Below are 16,695 nucleotides of genomic sequence, written 5' to 3'. Positions count from 1 at the left end.
TCCTCTCTCCCTTACAAGCCGGCGAGGCGGCGGAACATTTGCAGCGCGTCGTCAAAGGCCCCGGCCTCGCGAAAGCGGCGATCTGCGCTCGTGACGGCCACCACCGTGCCGCTTTGCCGGTCGACATAGACGTACTGACCATAGATTCCACGCGCCATGAACTCGCCGTCGCGCGCGTCGGACGGCATCCACCATTGATAGCCGTATTGCAACCGTCCCGGCGCGGTGCGGGCCGAGGGAGTCGTGCTTTCGATCACCCAGTCCTCGGGCACGATCTGCTTGCCCTGCAGGCGCCCGCCATCGCGGAACATCTCGCCCAGCCGTGCATAGTCGCGCAGCATCAGGTTCAGCCCGCCAAGTGCGAAGGCCACGTCGTAACCATCTGACAGGTAATAGGGTTTCCCATATGTCCCCATCGGGTCCAGAAGGTTCTCGGCCAAGAGGTCGGGCAGCTGCTTTCCGGTGGCGCCCCGCGCAACCATCGACAGGACATGCGTGTCGATCGAAACATAGCGCCAGCGCTCGCCGGGCGGCTGATCGGTTTCGGTCAGTCCTGCGGCGAAACCGTCCATCGACCCGCCAAGCGCAAGGATGCGACCCATCTTGTTGATGTCGCTCCAGAAATCCAGGTAGTCCTCGTCGAAAACGACTCCTGTGGACATCTGCAGGACATTGCGGATCGTGGCGCCCTCATAGGCGCTGCCCTTTAGTTGGGGGGCGTATTTCACCACCGGGTCGTCCAGGCTGTCCACATGACCCTGCGCCACCAAGATCCCGAAAAGCGCGGACAAATAGGATTTGGCCACAGACCACGAGATGCGCAGGTCTTCGGAGCCAGTGCCCAGGTGATAGCTCTCGTGAACAACCTCTCCATTACGCAGGACAATCGCCCCGGTGACGGCACGCCGGTCCAGCCAGTCCTGCCACTCGGCGGGCATCTCCATCGCCGGGCCTTCGGGCAGCGGTTCCGCACGCGTCGTGACCGGGATCGGGACCGTCTCGAACAGCCGGTCCATGTGGCTGAAGTTGTCGACGATTTCGCCCTCGTCGAACAGCGTCATGGTGGCCCGCAGGCGCCCCAGCTCGTCGCGATACCCAAAGCCCGCAGCGCCCAGTCCCATCAGGACGACAAGACCGATGGCGGCTATGCGCTTGCCCTTCATCGGAATTTGTCCACCAGCCGTTGCAGCGGGTTGCGGGCCTCTTCGCCGCCGACCGTATCCTCGGGCGGGGCGGTTTTCGCGGCAGGCGGGGGCTTGGGTTTCTCCGGTGTTTTCGAGGACCGGGGCGGGGTCGTTCGCAGCGCGACAGCATTGGAAAACTTGGCCGTGTCGCCCGCCGCAAGCTGCGGCGCGCCGTCCGACAGCCCGCGCAGCAGGTCGTCCAGCCAGTCCTGGTCGGCCTTGTGGAAATCATGCAGGACGTAGGCTGCGACCAACTCCTTGCGGCCCGGATGGCCGATGCCCAGCCGCACCCGGCGATAGGCCTCGCCGATATGGGCATGGATCGAGCGCAGCCCGTTATGGCCCGCGTGACCGCCGCCCGTCTTGACCTTGCACTTGCCCGGGGCCAGGTCCAGCTCGTCGTGGAACACGGTCACGTCGCCCGGTTCCAGCTTGTAAAAGCGCATCGCCTCGCCGACCGACTGGCCGGAAAGGTTCATGAAGGTCTCGGGCTTCAGCAGCAGCACCTTTTCGCTGCCCAGCCGCCCCTCGGCCAGTTGGCCCTGGAACTTGGCCTTCCAGGGGCCGAACCCGTGATCCTCTGCGATCCGGTCCAGCGCCATGAAGCCGATGTTGTGCCGGTTGCCGGCGTATTTCGTGCCGGGATTGCCGAGACCAACGAATATCTGCACTGTGCCCTCCGAGATCGCCTGCGCCCTATGTAGGCCAGAGGCGGCATGGATCACAACGGGAGAGCGGAATGTACCTGACCATGAACCGGTTCAAGGTGGTCAAATCCGAAGTCGAGGCCTTTGAAACTCTCTGGAAGAGCCGCGACAGCCATCTGAAAAGCGTGCCCGGGTTTCGCAGCTTTGCCCTGATGAAGGGCCCTGAGCGGGAGGATCACGTCCTCTATGCCTCGCACACCTTGTGGGAGGACGAGGCCAGCTTCACGAACTGGACCAGATCAGAGGCGTTTCGCGCAGCACACGGCGGGGCCAAGAGTTCGGCCCATATGTACCTGGAACCGCCCGAGCTGGAGATCTTCGAGGCGGTGCAGGTGCTGACCGCCTGAACGGCGTCGGAGAAACAGCCGTTTTGATGTAGGATAGGGCAAGGAAAGGACATCCGATGCCCGATCTCTACCTGCAGATTGCCGACCAGCCCGACAGCGTCCTCGAGGCCATCGCGGCGTCGATGGAGGACAGGATCTCGGATCCGGCCATGCAGGAGATCTGCGCCGATTACCTGGGGCGATTGCCGGGCCCGGGCGCCGAGGTGGTCGAAATCGGCTGCGGCAACGGGTCCAGCACGGAAATGATCCTGCGCCATCTCCGGCCCGGGCGGCTGGTCGGGATCGACCCGGCAGAGGGGCTGTTGGCCCGCGCCCGCAAGAGGTTCGCAGCGCGCGACGAGCTGAGCTTTGCGTCCGGGAATGCGGTCCAGACGGGACTGCCGGGAGAGGGGGCCGACGTGGTCGTGGCCCACACGGTCTATTCCCACCTTGCCGATCCGGCGGCTGCCCTGGCCGAGGCCCGGCGCCTGTTGCGGCCCGGCGGCATTCTGGCGGTCTTCGACGGTGACTACGCCACCAATACCGTGGCGCTCTTCGAGGGTGACCCGCTGCAAGCGGCGATGGTCTCGACGCAACGGAACCTGATCCATGACCCCTATATCATGCGGCACCTGCCAAGGATGATGCGCGAGGCAGGCTTCGAGGCACCCGAGAGCCGGGCCTACGGTTTCGTTCAGACCGGGCGGCCCGCCTATATCCAGTCGCTGATGGCGCGCGGTGTCACCGCGGCCGCGGTGGCCGGGGACTGTTCCGAGGCGCTGGCGCAGGGGTTTCGCGACGAAACCGATGCGCGGGTAGAGGCTGGACGCTTTTACGGTGCGATCCTCTTTGCCTGTCACGCGGCGCGCAAACCTGCCTGAGCCCCGGTCCGGCAAAGCAAAACCCCCGCCGAAGGGGCGGGGGTTCGAAATCGTTTCAGCGAAGGGCCTGTCAGGCTTCTTCGGTGGTCGCTTCTTCGGCGGCTGCCGCGGCGGCCTCTTCGGCCTCCTCGGCTTCCTGTGCGGCCAGGCCCGACGGTGCCGAGATGTTCGCGATCACGAAGTCGCGGTCGATCGTCGGCTTGGTGCCTTCCGGCAGGGTCACGTCCGAGATGTGGACGATGTCGCCGATTTTCAGGGTCGACAGGTCGACGGTGATCTTCTCGGGGATGTCACCCGCGGTCACGATCAGTTCGACTTCCGGGCGAACGACGGTCAGAACGCCGCCCTTCTTGATGCCGGGGGCCACGTCTTCGCCCACGAATTCAACCGGGATGTACAGATTGATCTTGGTGGTGCGGCGCAGGCGCAGGAAATCGACGTGGGTCGGCAGGTCCTTGACCACGTCGCGCTGCACGTCGCGGCAGATCACGCGCACGTCCTCGTGGCCATCGACCTTGAGGTTGAAAAGCGTCGCCTTGAAGCGGCCGTCTTTCAGGCGCTTGAGCAGGGCGTTGAACGGCAGATTGATCGGCAGCGGTTCTTTGTCGCCACCAAAAACGATGCCCGGAACCATGCCATCGCGGCGTGCCTGACGAGCGGCGCCCTTGCCCGTCCCCGTCCGTTCCAGGGCGTTGAGATCAGGAATCTCACCAGCCATATTGTATCTCCATCTAAAAAGGCAGGGTGCCTCCAAGGCTGTCACCCCGCGTGAAGCCGTGCCGGTAAACCGGATCGTCCCGATTGGCAAGCGGATTCGCCCCTGGCCCGGTCTGTTTCGCGCTGGACGAGGGCGGCGGACCGTGGCAGGCGATCCCCATGTTGCGCGATCTTATCATCAGCCGGGGGCCAGCGGCGGGTTTCGTGGCCGTGGGTCTGTATTGGGGCGCCTTCGCGGCGCTGGTGCCCGATCTCAAGCCGCAGGTGGGCCTGTCCGATGGCGGGTTCGGCCTGGCCATGCTGGTCTCTGCCGCGGGCGCGGTGCTGGCCATGTGGCTGGCGCCCCTGGCGCAGCGGCGGCTGGGCAGCGGCGATCTGCCGGTTTCCGGCCTGCTGATGGCGCTGGCCTTCCTGTTGCCGGGGCTGGCCGGCGGCGGGGTCGGCTTTGCCCTGGCGATGATGGCGGCGGCGATGGCCTCTGGCACGCTGGACGTGTCGATGAACGCCCGCCTGTCCATGCTGGAGGGGCAAAGCCGGCGGTCGCTGATGAACCTCAACCACGGGATCTATTCTGCCTCTTACGCGGTGTCGGCCCTGATGACGGGGCTGGCGCGCGAAGCGGGCTGGTCGCCTTTTGCCGTCTTCGCCGCGCTGGCGCTGCCGGTGGTTGCGCTTTGCCTGCAGATGGCGCTGGCCCCGGTGCGAGAGACCCCGCCCGAGGACGGCGCACCGCCCGCCGCGCCGCTGTCCTGGTGGGTGCTGGCGCCGCTGGGGGCCATCGTCCTGCTGGGTTTCCTGGCGGAACAGGGGACCGAGGGCTGGTCGGCTCTGCACCTCGAACGCACGCTGGGGGCAGGGGCGGCGCAGGGTGCGCTGGGGCCGGCGATCCTGGGTGTGACGATGGCGCTGGGGCGCTTCTCTGGCCAGGTGGTGGCGCAGCGCGTGAGCGAGGCGGCGGTTATCCGGCTGGCGGCCGTGCTGACCTGTGCGGGCGCCGTGACGGCGGCCTTTGCGCCGGGGCTGGCCGTGGCCTACGCCGGTTTCGCGGTGCTGGGGCTGGGTGTTTCGGTGGTGGCGCCGATGGCCTTTTCCTGGTGCGGGCGGTTGGTCTCGACCGAGTTCAAGGCGCTGGCGATCAGCCGGGTCGCGGTGCTGGGCTATGCCGGGTTCTTCGTCGGCCCGCCGCTGATGGGTGGCCTGGCCGAGGGCTTTGGCCTTGGCGCCTCCTTCGCGGTGGTCGGGGGCCTGATGCTGGTGATCCCGCTGGTCCTGGTGCCGATGGTCCGCCGGGCGACGTCAACCGCATTGACCCCGGCGGAATGATCCGCCGGGGCCCTGTTTCGCGCGCGAAACATTTTCATTCATTAACAGTGGGTTAATCCGTCAGGCCCAGTCGCCGGAAAAGCCCCGGGGCACCATCAGGATATCGCGGTTCACCGTCTCGATGTCGGTGTGTCCGCATAGCGCCATCGAATGATCCAGCTCCTTGTGGATGACCTCCAGCGCGCGGGTCACGCCGGCCTCGCCCATCGCGCCAAGGCCATAGACGAAGGCGCGGCCGATCCAGGCGCCCTTGGCCCCCAGCGCGCGCGCCTTGAGCACGTCCTGCCCTGACCGCACGCCGCTGTCCATGTGGACCTCGATCTTGTCGCCCACGGCCTCGACGATCGGTTCCAGCGCGCGGATCGAGGACAGCGCCCCGTCCAGCTGCCGCCCGCCGTGGTTGGACACCACGATGGCATCCGCACCGACATTGCAGGCCTCGAGCGCGTCGCGCGGGTCGATGATGCCCTTGATGATCAGCGGGCCGTCCCACATCTTGCGGAACTCGCGGATGCGGTCCCAGTTCAGCGATTGGTCAAAGCTTTCCGCCGTCCAGGTGACCAGCGACGAGGGGTCGGTCACGCCCTTGGCATGGCCCACGATATTGCCGAAGAACCGCCGTTTCGTCTGCAGCATGTTCAGGCCCCAGCCGACCTTGGTCATCATGTTGGCCACGGATTTCGGCGTCAGCTTGGGCGGGGCCGAGAGACCGTTTTTCAGGTCCTTGTGGCGTTGTCCCAGCAACTGCAGGTCCACCGTGATCACGGCGGCGGAACATTTCGCCTCTTTCGCGCGGTCAAAGAGGTTCTGCATGAATTCGTCGTCGCGTAGCGTGTAGACCTGCATCCAGAACGGCGCCGAGGTGTTCGAGGCCACGTCCTCGATCGAGCAGATCGACATGGTGGACAGGCAGAAGGGCACGCCGAACTTCTCGGCCGCCTTGGCGGCGAGGATCTCGCCGTCGGCGTGTTGCATCCCTGTCAGGCCGACCGGCGCCAGGGCCACGGGCATCGAGACGTCCTGGCCGATCATCTGCGTCTTTGTCGACCGGCCCGCCATGTCCACCGCCACCCGCTGACGCAGGTAGATGTCGTCGAAATCCGAAGAATTCTCGCGAAAGGTCTGCTCGGTCCAGCTGCCGGACTCGCAGTAATCATAGAACATTTTCGGGACCCGGCGCCGATAGATGCGTTTGAGATCCTCGATTTCGGTAATGACGGGCATGGCAGGGCGCTTTCGTGGGAATTGGTAAGAAGCGATTACCAATGCCGGGACATTCATGCAATGCGACTCTTAAGACCCTCTTCATCGACCTGCGCTACGCAAGATCAAACAGGTCAAGGAGACAGGCCGATGAAGGGCATCGTGTTCACGGAACTGCTGGAAATGGCGGAACAGGCCATCGGCGAAGAGGCTGTGGATGACATCCTGGACCAGCTCGACCTGGACTCCGGCGCCGCCTATACCTCGGTCGGGAACTACCCCTGCGCGGAACTGATGCGTATCGTCGGGGCCGTCAGCGACCTGACCGGCATCCCCACAGACGACCTGCAACGCAAGTTCGGTGCCTGGATGCATGGCCGTTTCGTGCAGACCTATCCGCAGTTCTTCGCGGACAAGACCACGGTGCTGGACATGCTGGCCGCGATCGAGAGCGAGGTGCATGTCGAGGTGCGCAAGCTTTATTCCGACGCGGAGCTGCCGCGTTTCGACACGGCCTGGATCGGCCCGGATCACCTGCGGATGACCTATCGGTCCGAACGCCCGCTGGTCGCCTTTTGCCACGGCCTGATAGAGGCCTGCGTAGATCACTTCGGGCAGGGCGCGCAGATCGGGCTGGAACGCGTCTCGCCGCGCGAGGCGGTCTTTGACGTGCGGCTGGAGACATGAGGCATGGGCTCTCCTGCAATCAGCGCGCCGGATGACGGCAGGGTCCTGCGCCGGCGCTATGACCGCGAACGCGCCGCGCGCAAGGAGGCCGAGCGCCTGCTGGAAGGCAAGAGCCGCGCCCTGTTCGAGGCCAACGCGGCACTGCAGGCCCAGGCCGCCGCGCTGGAAGAGGCGGTTCAGGACCGGACCCGGGAACTGGAACAGGCCAAGACCGCGGCGGAAAGCGCCAGCGCCGCCAAGAGCGGGTTCCTGGCCATGATCAGCCACGAGATCCGAACCCCCCTGAACGGCGTTCTCGGCATGGCCACGGCCCTCGTGGAAAGCGAGGAACTGCAGGGTGAACAGCGCGAGATGGCGGAGATCATCCAGTCCTGCGGGCTGTCATTGCTGGAACTGCTGAACGATCTGCTGGACCTGTCCAAGATCGAAGCCGACAAGATGGAGATGGAAGAGCGCGATTTCGACCTGGATGCGCTGTGCCACGAGGTCCGGCAGGTCCACGAGCCACGCGCCGAAGCCAAGGATCTGCAATTGCGGGTGCGCCAGGATGCGCGGGCGCGGGGCTGGTTCAGCAGCGACCCGACGCGCCTGCGTCAGGTGATCAACAACCTGGTGTCCAATGCGCTCAAGTTCACCGCCACGGGCGGGATCTATATCGACCTGCGACGCAAGGGCGAGGTGCTTGAGATAGCGGTGCGCGACACCGGCCCCGGCGTGCCGCCCGAAAAGCGCGACCGCCTGTTCGAGGCATTTACCCAAACGGACGCCTCGATCACGCGCAAGTTCGGTGGCACCGGGCTGGGCCTTACGATTTCGAGGCGCATCTGCCGGCTGCTCGGCGGTGACCTGCTGTATGAGCCCGCCCCCGGGGGCGGGGCGTGTTTCATCGCGCGGGTGACCGTGCGCGACGCGCGGCCGCGGTCACGCTCTGTCGATACCTCGTCGTCGGCGGCGGAGGCGGTGCTGATGGCGCGGGACTGGCGCGTGCTGGTGGCCGAGGACAGCGAAACCAACCAGCGCGTGTTGCGCCTGCTTCTGCGGCGCTACCCGCTGCGGATCGACATGGTGGACGACGGGGCAGAGGCGGTCGAGGCACATTTTGCCGAAGGCTATGACCTGATCCTGATGGATGTGAACATGCCGGTCATGAACGGGCTGGAGGCGGCGGCCATGATCCGCGAAGTCGAGGCGGCGCGCGAGCTGCGCACCGTGCCGATCATCGCCCTGACCGCCAATGCCATGACGCACCAAGTGTCCAGCTACCTGCGGCAGGGGGTGGATGCCCATGTGGCCAAGCCGGTCCGCCGCGAAGAGCTGATCGCGGTCATGGCCCGGCTGTTGCTGGCTCAGGCAGAGTGAGCGCCGCCGGCGAGGCCCGACACGAAGGACAGGACCTCTTCGACCGGCTTGCCGGAGGCCAGTTCGCCCACGATGGCCGAGCCCACGACACAGCCGTCCGCGACCGAGGCGATGGCCTGGCTGGTCTCGGGCGTGCGGATGCCGAAGCCGACGATCACCGGCAGGTCCGTCTTGGCCTTGATGCGCGCGACCTCGGGGCCGACATCCGTGGCCTCGGCTGCCGCCGCGCCGGTGATCCCGGTGATCGAGACGTAGTAGACAAAGCCACTGGTGTTCTGCAGCACCTTGGGCAGGCGCCGGTCATCGGTGGTGGGCGTGGCCAGGCGGATGAAGTTCAGCCCGGCCTTCTGCGCGGGAATGCAGAGCTCGTCATCTTCCTCGGGCGGCAGGTCGACGATGATCAGCCCGTCGATCCCGGCCTCATTGGCCTGCGCCAGGAAGGTGTCGACCCCGCGCGAGTAGATCGGGTTGTAATAGCCCATCAGCACGATCGGGGTGTCATTGTCCCCGGCGCGGAAGTCGCGCACCATCTGCAGGGTCTTGTCCAGCGTCATCCCGCCTTCCAGCGCACGCTGACCGGCAAGCTGGATCGTCGGGCCATCGGCCATCGGATCGGTAAAGGGCAGGCCCAGTTCGATCACGTCGACACCTGCCGATGGCAGGCCTTTCATCACCGCCAGCGATGTCTCGATGTCGGGATCGCCCGCCATGATATAGGCGACAAAGGCTTTCCGTCCCTCGGCTTGCAACCGGGCGAAGGTGGAATCGATGCGTGTCATGGCTCACTCCCTGCAAGGCTTTTGCCTCTTGCCGGATGTGCGGGGGAAAATCAATGGCGCCCGGAAAATGGAAAAAGGTGAAGCTTTCGTGACGGTTTCTTGACGTGTCGCAAGGCGGGTTGGTCGGGGTCATGCGATGATGGGGCCATGACGTAAAGGAGACCCCATGCCGCCATCCCAGACCGCTCCCGCCGAAGACCAGATTGTTGCCGATGCCGTCGATGCCGTTGCCGCGCCCGAGCCCGAGCCTGTCGTCGAAGCCGAAGTTCCCGCCGCCGAACCGGTCGCCGTGCCGCTGCCCGCGCGGGCAGAGCGCCATCATCCGACCCCGGATGAAATCCGCCGCGCCTTCGAGACCGGCGAATATCCCTATGACAAGAAGGTGTCGCGCCGCGCCTATGAGCGGGACAAGGCGCGTCTGCAGGCCGAATTGCTGAAGGTGCAGCTCTGGGCGCAGGAGACCGGGCAGAAATTCGTGCTGCTGTTCGAGGGCCGCGACGCTGCCGGCAAGGGCGGGACGATCAAGCGGTTCACCGAACACCTGAACCCGCGCAGCGCGCGTGTCGTGGCGCTGAACAAGCCGACGGAGCAGGAGCGCGGCCAGTGGTATTTCCAGCGCTACATCGAGCACCTGCCCACCGCTGGCGAGATCGTTCTGTATGACCGGTCCTGGTACAACCGCGCGGGCGTCGAGCGGGTCATGGGCTTTTGCGAGCCGAACGACTACCTGGAATTCATGCGCCAGACCCCGGATCTCGAGCAGATGCTGGTGCGGTCGGGCATCCGGATGTACAAGTACTGGTTCTCGGTCACGCAGGAAGAGCAGCTGGCCCGGTTCCAGAGCCGCGAGACCGATCCTCTGAAACAGTGGAAGCTGTCGCCCATCGACAAGGCCAGCCTGGACAAGTGGGACGATTACACCGAGGCCAAGGAGGCGATGTTCTTTTACACCGATACCGCCGATGCGCCCTGGACGGTGATCAAGTCGGACGACAAGAAGCGCGCGCGGCTGAACTGCATGCGGCATTTCCTGTCGACGCTGGATTACCCGGACAAGGATCACAGGATCGTCCGCGCGCCCGATCCGCTGATCGTGGGCGGAGCCGGGCATGTGATCCATCGGTCGGATCACATCCTTGGCAAGATGCTGCACCCGGACACGCGCCGGACCTGAGGCTCAGGCGATCTCGCCCAGCCAGTCCATCAGCGGGGCGAACTCGGTGATGACCTCCCTGATGCTGGCGGCGGGATCCGCGGCCAGCGCCTCGTCGAGGTCGTCGCGCCAGGCGACGTAGCCCTTGCACCGCAGCATGTCCTCGCGCGGGTGATCGGCGGGGTAGGGGGCGGGGACCCGCTGCAACGACGGCGGATCGACGCGCCATCCTGCCTCCGCCACCAGCGCGGCCAGGTCCGTCCCCCGGTCCGAGGCCACCGCCTCGCGCCAGCGGTCAAGCTGGGCGGGTTCGAATTGCATCAGCCCGGCGCCCAGCGTGGCATAGTCTGGCGAGATCCCCAGCATCCAGACCCGCCCGTCCGGCAGGGACCACATCATGTGCAGATGGGTGTGATAGGGGGTCTTGTCCTCGGAAAAGCGCACGTCGCGGTGCGGGCGGAACAGCTTGGTCCGGGGCGGTGTGCCCCGGGTCTCTCCCAGCCAGGCAGAAATCCGCGCAAGCAATTTTTCCGACGGACGCTTGAGCTGGCTGTCGTAGCGCGCCTTGTTGTCCCGGAACCAGTCACGGTCATTGTTGTCCGCAAGTTCCGAAAGGAATGCACGAGCGTCCGGCAAAAGCCGGTCAAGATCAACGGGGTCGGCCATTGGAAAGCTCCATCAAGGCGCCTGTGAACAGCCTAGCACAGGTCGGCAAGTTGCGCACCCCGCGCCCTTGCCTCCGGCGGAGGCCGGCACTATGGGCGGAGCATGACCAAGCCCATGTCCTACACCGAGCACAGGCGCGCCATCCTGCGCCTTGGCCTGCCGCTGATCGGCGGGCACCTGGCGCAATATGCCATCGGCCTGACCGACACGATCATGATCGGCTGGTACGGCGTGCCGGAACTGGCGGCGCTGACCTTGGCGGGATCGTTCTTCTTCACGGTCTTCCTGTTCGGGTCGGGCTTTGCCTGGGCGATCATGCCGATGGTGGCGCGCTATGCCGCGCAGGAGGACGAGGTGCTGGTGCGGCGGGCGACGCGCATGGCGTTGTGGCTGTCGATCCTTTATTTCTTCGTCACTCTGCCGTTGTTCTGGTTCTCGGGACCGCTCCTGCGCGGCATGGGCCAGACGTCCGAGGTGGCGGCGCTGGCGCAGACCTACCTGCGCATCGCGTCCATCGGGCTTTTGCCGGCGCTTGGCGTCATGGTGTTCAAGAACTACCTGGCCGGATTGGAACATACGCGCGTGGTGCTCTGGATCACGCTGGCCGCCGCGGGCGCCAATGCGCTGGCCAACTACGCGCTGATCTTTGGCAACTGGGGGGCGCCCGAACTGGGGATTTCCGGGGCGGCCATCGCCTCTGTCACGGTGCATGTGATCTCGCTGGTGCTGGTGGCGGCCTATGCGCTGATCAAGCTGCCGGAACATGAACTGATGGTGCGCTTCTGGCGCCCGGACTGGGAGATGTTCGCCCAGGTCTTTCACCTTGGCTGGCCCATCGGGCTGACGACCCTGGCCGAGGTCGCGCTGTTTGCGGCCACCGCCGTCCTGATGGGGTGGCTGGGCACGATTCCGCTGGCGGCGCATGGCGTGGCGCTGCAGATCTCGACGGCGGCCTTCATGGTGCAGCTGGGCCTGTCCAATGCCGCCACGGTGCGCGCGGGCAACGCGCTGGGCCGGGGTGACCTGGAACACATGCTGCGCGGGGCGCGGGTGGTTGCGGTGCTGGGCGCGGTGGCGGCGGCGCTGACCGTGACGGTCTTTGTCGCGTTGCCCGAAACGCTGATGAGCCTCTTTGTCGATCCGCACGATCCCCAGCGGGACGCGATCATCGCCACGGGGCGGGGGCTGTTGCTGATGGCCGCGCTGTTCCAGGTCGTCGACGCGACCCAAGTGATCCACATCGGCCTGTTGCGCGGACTGCAGGACACGCGCGTGCCGATGATTATGGCGGGGATCGCCTATTGGGGCATCGGGATGCCCTGCGCCTGGGCTTTCGGTATTGGCCTGGGCTGGGGCGGCGAGGGCATCTGGTTCGGGCTGGTCGTGGGCCTTGCGGCGGCGGCGGGGCTGCTGATGTGGCGGTTCTGGATGCACAGCCCCGCGATTCTGACGCGGCAAACGGCAGACACCTGATCTGGCACGCTTTTCGGGTGACTGGGGGTATTCCACCATTGAGGGAGTGCATGTCCGGTGGTTAATTGCGCCTACCGGATCGGGGACACCATCCGGGCCACTCAGGGACCACGGACAGTTTTCAGGAGACACAGATTATGGCCCATACAATGGACGCAGGCGCCGGCGGTTATGACCGCCAGGTCGGGATGGGAGAAGCGGTCAAGCTTTTCTTTACCAATTACATCAAGTTCGAAGGGCGTTCGAACCGCGGTGAATACTGGTGGGCCTTCCTGGCCATCATCATCATCTCCTTCGTTCTGGGCCTTATCGACGGCATGCTGGGCATCATGGTGCTGGGCACCATCTTTTCGCTGGCGACCCTGATCCCGGGCATCGCGATCGGCGTCCGCCGCCTGCACGACATCGACAAGTCCGGCTGGTGGCTGCTGATCGGCCTGATCCCGGTCATCGGGTTCTTCGTGCTGATCTACTTCTTCATCCAGAAGCCAACCCCGGGTCCGAACCGCTTCGGCTGATCCCCTCGTCAGTTCAAGGCACGCACGCACCCCTCTTCCCCCGGGAAGAGGGGTTTTGCGTCTCAGGGGGCGCCTCGCCGCTTGCACGCAGGGGGTTGCCCGACTAGAAGCGGCCCGTCATTCAAGATGGAGTGTGCCTGATGGGCTTTCGGATGGGAATCGTGGGGCTGCCCAACGTGGGCAAGTCGACGCTGTTCAATGCGCTGACCAAGACGGCCGCGGCGCAGGCGGCGAACTTCCCCTTCTGCACCATCGAGCCCAACGTGGGCGACGTGGCGGTGCCGGACCCGCGGCTGACGCAGCTGGCGGGGATCGCCAAGTCGGGCCAGATCATCCCGACGCGCATGACCTTTGTCGACATCGCGGGCCTGGTCAAAGGCGCCTCCAAGGGCGAAGGCCTGGGCAACCAATTCCTGGCCAACATCCGCGAGGTCGACGCCATCGCCCATGTCCTGCGCTGTTTCGAGGATGACGACGTGACCCATGTCGACGGGCGTGTCGATCCGGTCGCCGATGCCGAGACCATCGAGACAGAGCTTATCATCGCCGACATGGAAAGCATCGAGAAGCGCCTGCAGAACATCGTGCGCAAGGTGCGCGGCGGCGACAAGGAGGCGGTTCAGCAGGAACGCCTGATGAAACTGGCGCTGGCCGCGTTGGAAGAGGGCAAGCCCGCCCGCGTGGTCGAGGTGGACGACGAGGACGCCAAGGCCTGGCGGATGTTGCAGCTCCTGACCTCCAAGCCGGTGCTTTATGTCTGCAACGTTGACGAGGGCGACGCGGCCGAGGGCAACAGCCTGTCCGCCAAGGTCGGCGAGATGGCGGCGGCCCAGGGCAATTCGCACGTGGTGATTTCCGCCAAGATCGAGGAAGAGATCAGCCAGCTGGACGCCGAGGAAGCCGCCGAGTTCCTGCAGGAACTGGGGCTGGAAGAAGCGGGCCTCGACCGCCTCATCAAGGCGGGCTACGAGTTGCTGGGCCTGCAGACCTATTTCACCGTCGGCCCGAAAGAGGCCCGCGCCTGGACGATCAAGCGCGGTACGCTGGCGCCGCAGGCGGCGGGTGTGATTCACGGCGATTTCGAAAAAGGCTTCATCCGGGCTGAAACCATCGCCTTTGACGACTATGTTTCCTGCAATGGCGAAGCCGGGGCCAAGGACTCGGGCAAGATGCGCGCCGAGGGCAAGGCCTACGAGGTCAAGGACGGCGACGTCCTGCATTTCCTTTTCAACACCTGACCTGTCCTGGTCGGCTGGACGTGATGCCAAGGCCCTCTGCCCCGCCGGGCAGGGGGCCTTTGTGCTGTCATGGCGCTGAGCTTGGGCGGATTTGATGCAGGTCAACGCGAAGCCGGATCAGACATTCCAATAGGGCCATGTGTTCCCGGAGGCCCGCGATGACCGATCAATCCACCCCTCACGCCGCATCCATGCCCGAGCAGTGGTTGGCACATTTCCCGATCACCCTCTTTGCCAGCGTGATGGGCCTGTCCGGCCTCGCGCTGGCGCTGCATGCGGCGGCGGGGTATTTCGGATTGGGGCAGGGGCTGTCACGGTTCGCCTTGGCGGTGGCTGCGGCGGATCTTGTCGCGGTGACGCTGGTTTATGCGCTCAAGGCGCTGCGCCACCCGGAGGCAATCGCGCAGGAATGGGCGCACCCGGTCAAGCTGAACTTCTTTCCTGCCATTCCGATATCCTTGATGCTGGTGGCCACAGCCTTGAGGTTCGAGTTGCCTGCTGCGGCGCTCTGGCTCTGGGGGGCGGGCGCGGCCCTGCAGGCGGGGCTGGCCCTTGCGGTGATCGCGGCCTGGATGGGGCCGCGGACCTTCGGTCTGGGCCAGGTGAACCCGGCCTGGTTCATCCCGGCGGTGGGCAACGTGGTGGTGCCGGTGGCCGGTGTGCCGCTGGGTTTCGTGGACCTGTCCTGGCTGTTTTTCGCGACGGGCGTGATCTTCTGGGCCGCGTTGCTGCCGATCCTGCTGATGCGCCTGGTCACGCAACCGGCCCTGCCGGGGCGATTGCAACCGACGCTGGCGATCCTCGTGGCGCCCCCCTCTGTGGCCTTCCTGTCCTGGCTCCTGCTCAATGGCGGCGAGCTGGACGGATTTGCGCGCGTGCTGTTCAACGGCGGGCTGGCCTTCGGTGCCCTTGCGACGGTTCTTCTGGCACAGGCGATGCGCCCGCCCTTTGCCCTGTCGTGGTGGGCGCTGAGCTTTCCGGTTGCGGCCCTGACGATCTCCTGTCTGCGCTACGCACAGCTTTCCGGCTCAGGCCTGCATGGAGCGATGGGCGCGGGACTTCTGGTGCTGCTGGTGGTGATCGTGACGGGCCTCGTGGGGCGGACACTTCTTGGCATGACGCGCGGAGAGATCTGTCGCCCGGAATGAAGACCGGCGGGTTTTGTCGTCTGGCTGTCAATTTCGACTTGTTTCCACCGTTTCGCGCGCATAGACACGGCGGCGGAGACGTGGCCGAGTGGTCGAAGGCGCTCCCCTGCTAAGGGAGTAGGCGGGAAACCGTCTCGAGGGTTCGAATCCCTTCGTCTCCGCCACTTGCCCTCGCGAAAGCGTTCTCTTGATACGGCGGCGGTCGAATTTTCCCGTGTTTTCAAAGGGGTTTGTCGGACAGGCTAAACACTGCCGCGCCGTCTGTTGACCCAAAATCCGTTCTCTGAGCCGGATTTTCTCCGGACCCGATGACTGCGCTGATTTGGTGAATTCTTTGCAAGGCACTGTAACCAAATAACTTTCCGGAAGGGCGGCCTGAGCACTTCGACCGGAGTCGCGTTCGCTGAGATGGAACGGAAATCGAACATTCGCTGATCGTCCGGCATGTATCGAAGCACTGAAGTTTCCGCAGCGCAGCATCTTTCCAAGCACTGCCGGAAAGGGCGGTTTCCGGAAGTTAGTCGCAAGCGCGAACGAACCTTGTCAGTACGTGGAAGCGGACATTCAGCTAGGATCGCGCCCTTTGATGTGGCACGACCTACACAGGGGGGGGCGGTGAGCGGCCGGATGACTGCGCGGCATGACGGGCGCGGCAAAGAATAGTAGCAGCCGTTCGGGCGCACCGCAGCGAAGAGCATTCGGGCCAACCGTGAGGGCAAACAGCGGCCTGAATGTGGCATGCCAGGCCGCTTCGGCAAACACGGTCGAACAGCCAACCAGCCGTGCCTTTGGCGCCCACACGAGGGGCACAAATTGGCACAGCTTTGAGCGATGCGGGCCTATCGGGCATGGCCACTGTGACATCGCTGATTTTTCGCCGCTCTCAGGAGGCAAAATTATATAGCGAATTCAATCCACAAGATGGACAGCGCAAAACCTGTGCGCCCACCCATGTACTCAATGGTATTAATAGCGCTGTGTGACATGGACGGAAAATCATGAGCGACCTAGGGTCAGGACCCATTGATTTGGTCTGACTGGCATGTTTCACGGTTCGAAAACGAGCGGTGATCATGTCTGATCTTTTCTGGTTGAGCGACGCACAGATGGCGCGTCTGGAGCCTTACTTTCCGAAGTCGCACGGCAAGCCCCGCGTCGACGACCGGCGTGTCTTGAGCGGGATTATCTTCATCAATCGCAACGGTTTGCGGTGGCGCGACGCCCCAAGGGAGTACGGCCCCCACAAGACACTCTACAACCGGTGGAAGCGGTGGAGCGATCGGGGCGTCTTCGCCCGGATCATGGCGGGTCTGGCGGCCGAGCACGGTGAGGA

Annotated in this window: 17 protein-coding genes and 1 tRNA gene; 12 read left to right on the top strand and 6 right to left on the bottom strand. The window is 65.0% G+C overall.

What is annotated here, in order from left to right; all coding sequences use genetic code 11:
- Positions 1 to 11: 11 nt before the first annotated feature.
- Entirely contained in the window at positions 12 to 1,163 is a 1,152-nt protein-coding gene (locus tag BLQ71_RS23850; RefSeq protein ID WP_083342354.1) for a serine hydrolase domain-containing protein, read from the bottom strand.
- A complete protein-coding gene (gene pth, locus BLQ71_RS23845) occupies positions 1,160 to 1,855 on the bottom strand; it encodes an aminoacyl-tRNA hydrolase (RefSeq protein WP_074623516.1) in 696 nt (231 codons plus the stop codon). The genes BLQ71_RS23850 and pth overlap by 4 nt, the downstream gene beginning before the upstream one ends.
- 68 nt (positions 1,856 to 1,923) lie before the next feature.
- On the opposite strand from pth, the gene hmuQ reads away from it, so the two are divergent.
- Together hmuQ and BLQ71_RS23835 are read left to right on the top strand one after the other, a co-directional pair.
- Positions 1,924 to 2,238, top strand: coding sequence for a heme-degrading protein HmuQ (gene hmuQ, locus BLQ71_RS23840; RefSeq protein ID WP_043146141.1), 315 nt, complete (start codon positions 1,924 to 1,926; stop codon positions 2,236 to 2,238).
- A 56-nt stretch (positions 2,239 to 2,294) separates the two neighbouring features.
- Positions 2,295 to 3,098, top strand: a complete 804-nt coding sequence (locus tag BLQ71_RS23835; protein ID WP_074623515.1) for a methyltransferase — start codon at positions 2,295 to 2,297, stop codon at positions 3,096 to 3,098.
- Between the two features lie 70 nt (positions 3,099 to 3,168).
- Here the strand turns inward: BLQ71_RS23835 and BLQ71_RS23830 are convergent, their stop codons facing one another.
- Positions 3,169 to 3,816 carry a 50S ribosomal protein L25/general stress protein Ctc gene (locus tag BLQ71_RS23830; protein ID WP_074623514.1) on the bottom strand — a complete coding sequence of 216 codons (648 nt, stop codon included), beginning with the start codon at positions 3,814 to 3,816 and terminating at the stop codon, positions 3,169 to 3,171.
- 158 nt (positions 3,817 to 3,974) lie between these two features.
- Here BLQ71_RS23830 and BLQ71_RS23825 point away from each other — a divergent pair, with 158 nt between their 5' ends.
- Positions 3,975 to 5,138: an MFS transporter gene (locus tag BLQ71_RS23825; RefSeq protein ID WP_074623556.1), complete on the top strand. Its 1,164-nt coding sequence runs from the start codon at positions 3,975 to 3,977 to the stop codon at positions 5,136 to 5,138.
- 60 nt (positions 5,139 to 5,198) lie between these two features.
- On the opposite strand, the gene BLQ71_RS23820 is transcribed toward BLQ71_RS23825, so the two are convergent.
- Positions 5,199 to 6,362, bottom strand: a complete 1,164-nt coding sequence (locus BLQ71_RS23820) for an alpha-hydroxy acid oxidase (protein ID WP_074623513.1) — start codon at positions 6,360 to 6,362, stop codon at positions 5,199 to 5,201.
- Positions 6,363 to 6,491: 129 nt separating this feature from the next.
- On the opposite strand from BLQ71_RS23820, the gene BLQ71_RS23815 reads away from it, so the two are divergent.
- Together BLQ71_RS23815 and BLQ71_RS23810 are read left to right on the top strand one after the other, a co-directional pair.
- A complete protein-coding gene (locus BLQ71_RS23815) occupies positions 6,492 to 7,028 on the top strand; it encodes a heme NO-binding domain-containing protein (protein ID WP_074623512.1) in 537 nt (178 codons plus the stop codon).
- A gap of 3 nt (positions 7,029 to 7,031) precedes the next feature.
- A complete protein-coding gene (locus tag BLQ71_RS23810; protein WP_074623511.1) occupies positions 7,032 to 8,387 on the top strand; it encodes an ATP-binding protein in 1,356 nt (451 codons plus the stop codon).
- On the opposite strand, the gene trpA is transcribed toward BLQ71_RS23810, so the two are convergent.
- Entirely contained in the window at positions 8,375 to 9,166 is a 792-nt protein-coding gene (gene trpA, locus BLQ71_RS23805; protein WP_069209691.1) for a tryptophan synthase subunit alpha, read from the bottom strand. The genes BLQ71_RS23810 and trpA overlap by 13 nt on opposite strands.
- A gap of 166 nt (positions 9,167 to 9,332) precedes the next feature.
- Between trpA and ppk2 the strand changes: the two genes are divergently transcribed.
- Complete coding sequence (gene ppk2 / locus BLQ71_RS23800; protein ID WP_083342353.1) at positions 9,333 to 10,340, top strand: polyphosphate kinase 2; 1,008 nt, start codon at positions 9,333 to 9,335, stop codon at positions 10,338 to 10,340.
- Positions 10,341 to 10,343: 3 nt separating this feature from the next.
- Here the strand turns inward: ppk2 and BLQ71_RS23795 are convergent, their stop codons facing one another.
- Positions 10,344 to 10,985, bottom strand: coding sequence for a TIGR02453 family protein (locus BLQ71_RS23795; RefSeq protein ID WP_074623510.1), 642 nt, complete (start codon positions 10,983 to 10,985; stop codon positions 10,344 to 10,346).
- A gap of 102 nt (positions 10,986 to 11,087) precedes the next feature.
- Between BLQ71_RS23795 and BLQ71_RS23790 the strand changes: the two genes are divergently transcribed.
- The 6 genes from BLQ71_RS23790 to BLQ71_RS23765 all read left to right on the top strand — a co-directional run.
- On the top strand, positions 11,088 to 12,458 hold the full coding sequence (locus BLQ71_RS23790; protein ID WP_074623509.1) for an MATE family efflux transporter: 1,371 nt from the start codon (positions 11,088 to 11,090) through the stop codon (positions 12,456 to 12,458).
- 137 nt (positions 12,459 to 12,595) lie between these two features.
- On the top strand, positions 12,596 to 12,976 hold the full coding sequence (locus tag BLQ71_RS23785) for a DUF805 domain-containing protein (protein WP_082024777.1): 381 nt from the start codon (positions 12,596 to 12,598) through the stop codon (positions 12,974 to 12,976).
- Between the two features lie 140 nt (positions 12,977 to 13,116).
- Positions 13,117 to 14,214 carry a redox-regulated ATPase YchF gene (gene ychF / locus BLQ71_RS23780; protein WP_074623508.1) on the top strand — a complete coding sequence of 366 codons (1,098 nt, stop codon included), beginning with the start codon at positions 13,117 to 13,119 and terminating at the stop codon, positions 14,212 to 14,214.
- 158 nt (positions 14,215 to 14,372) lie between these two features.
- Positions 14,373 to 15,362, top strand: coding sequence for an SLAC1 anion channel family protein (locus BLQ71_RS23775; RefSeq protein WP_074623507.1), 990 nt, complete (start codon positions 14,373 to 14,375; stop codon positions 15,360 to 15,362).
- A 74-nt stretch (positions 15,363 to 15,436) separates the two neighbouring features.
- Positions 15,437 to 15,526: transfer RNA gene (locus BLQ71_RS23770), tRNA-Ser, on the top strand.
- 909 nt (positions 15,527 to 16,435) lie between these two features.
- Positions 16,436 to 16,695: IS5/IS1182 family transposase (locus BLQ71_RS23765; RefSeq protein ID WP_074623506.1), on the top strand; the 260-nt coding region annotated here is incomplete at its 3' end.

The organism is Antarctobacter albus (assembly GCF_900101505.1).
GTDB lineage: Bacteria > Pseudomonadota > Alphaproteobacteria > Rhodobacterales > Rhodobacteraceae > Antarctobacter > Antarctobacter albus.
Note: the sequence above shows the minus strand (reverse complement) of the source record. Positions and strands in the feature narration are given on the sequence as shown.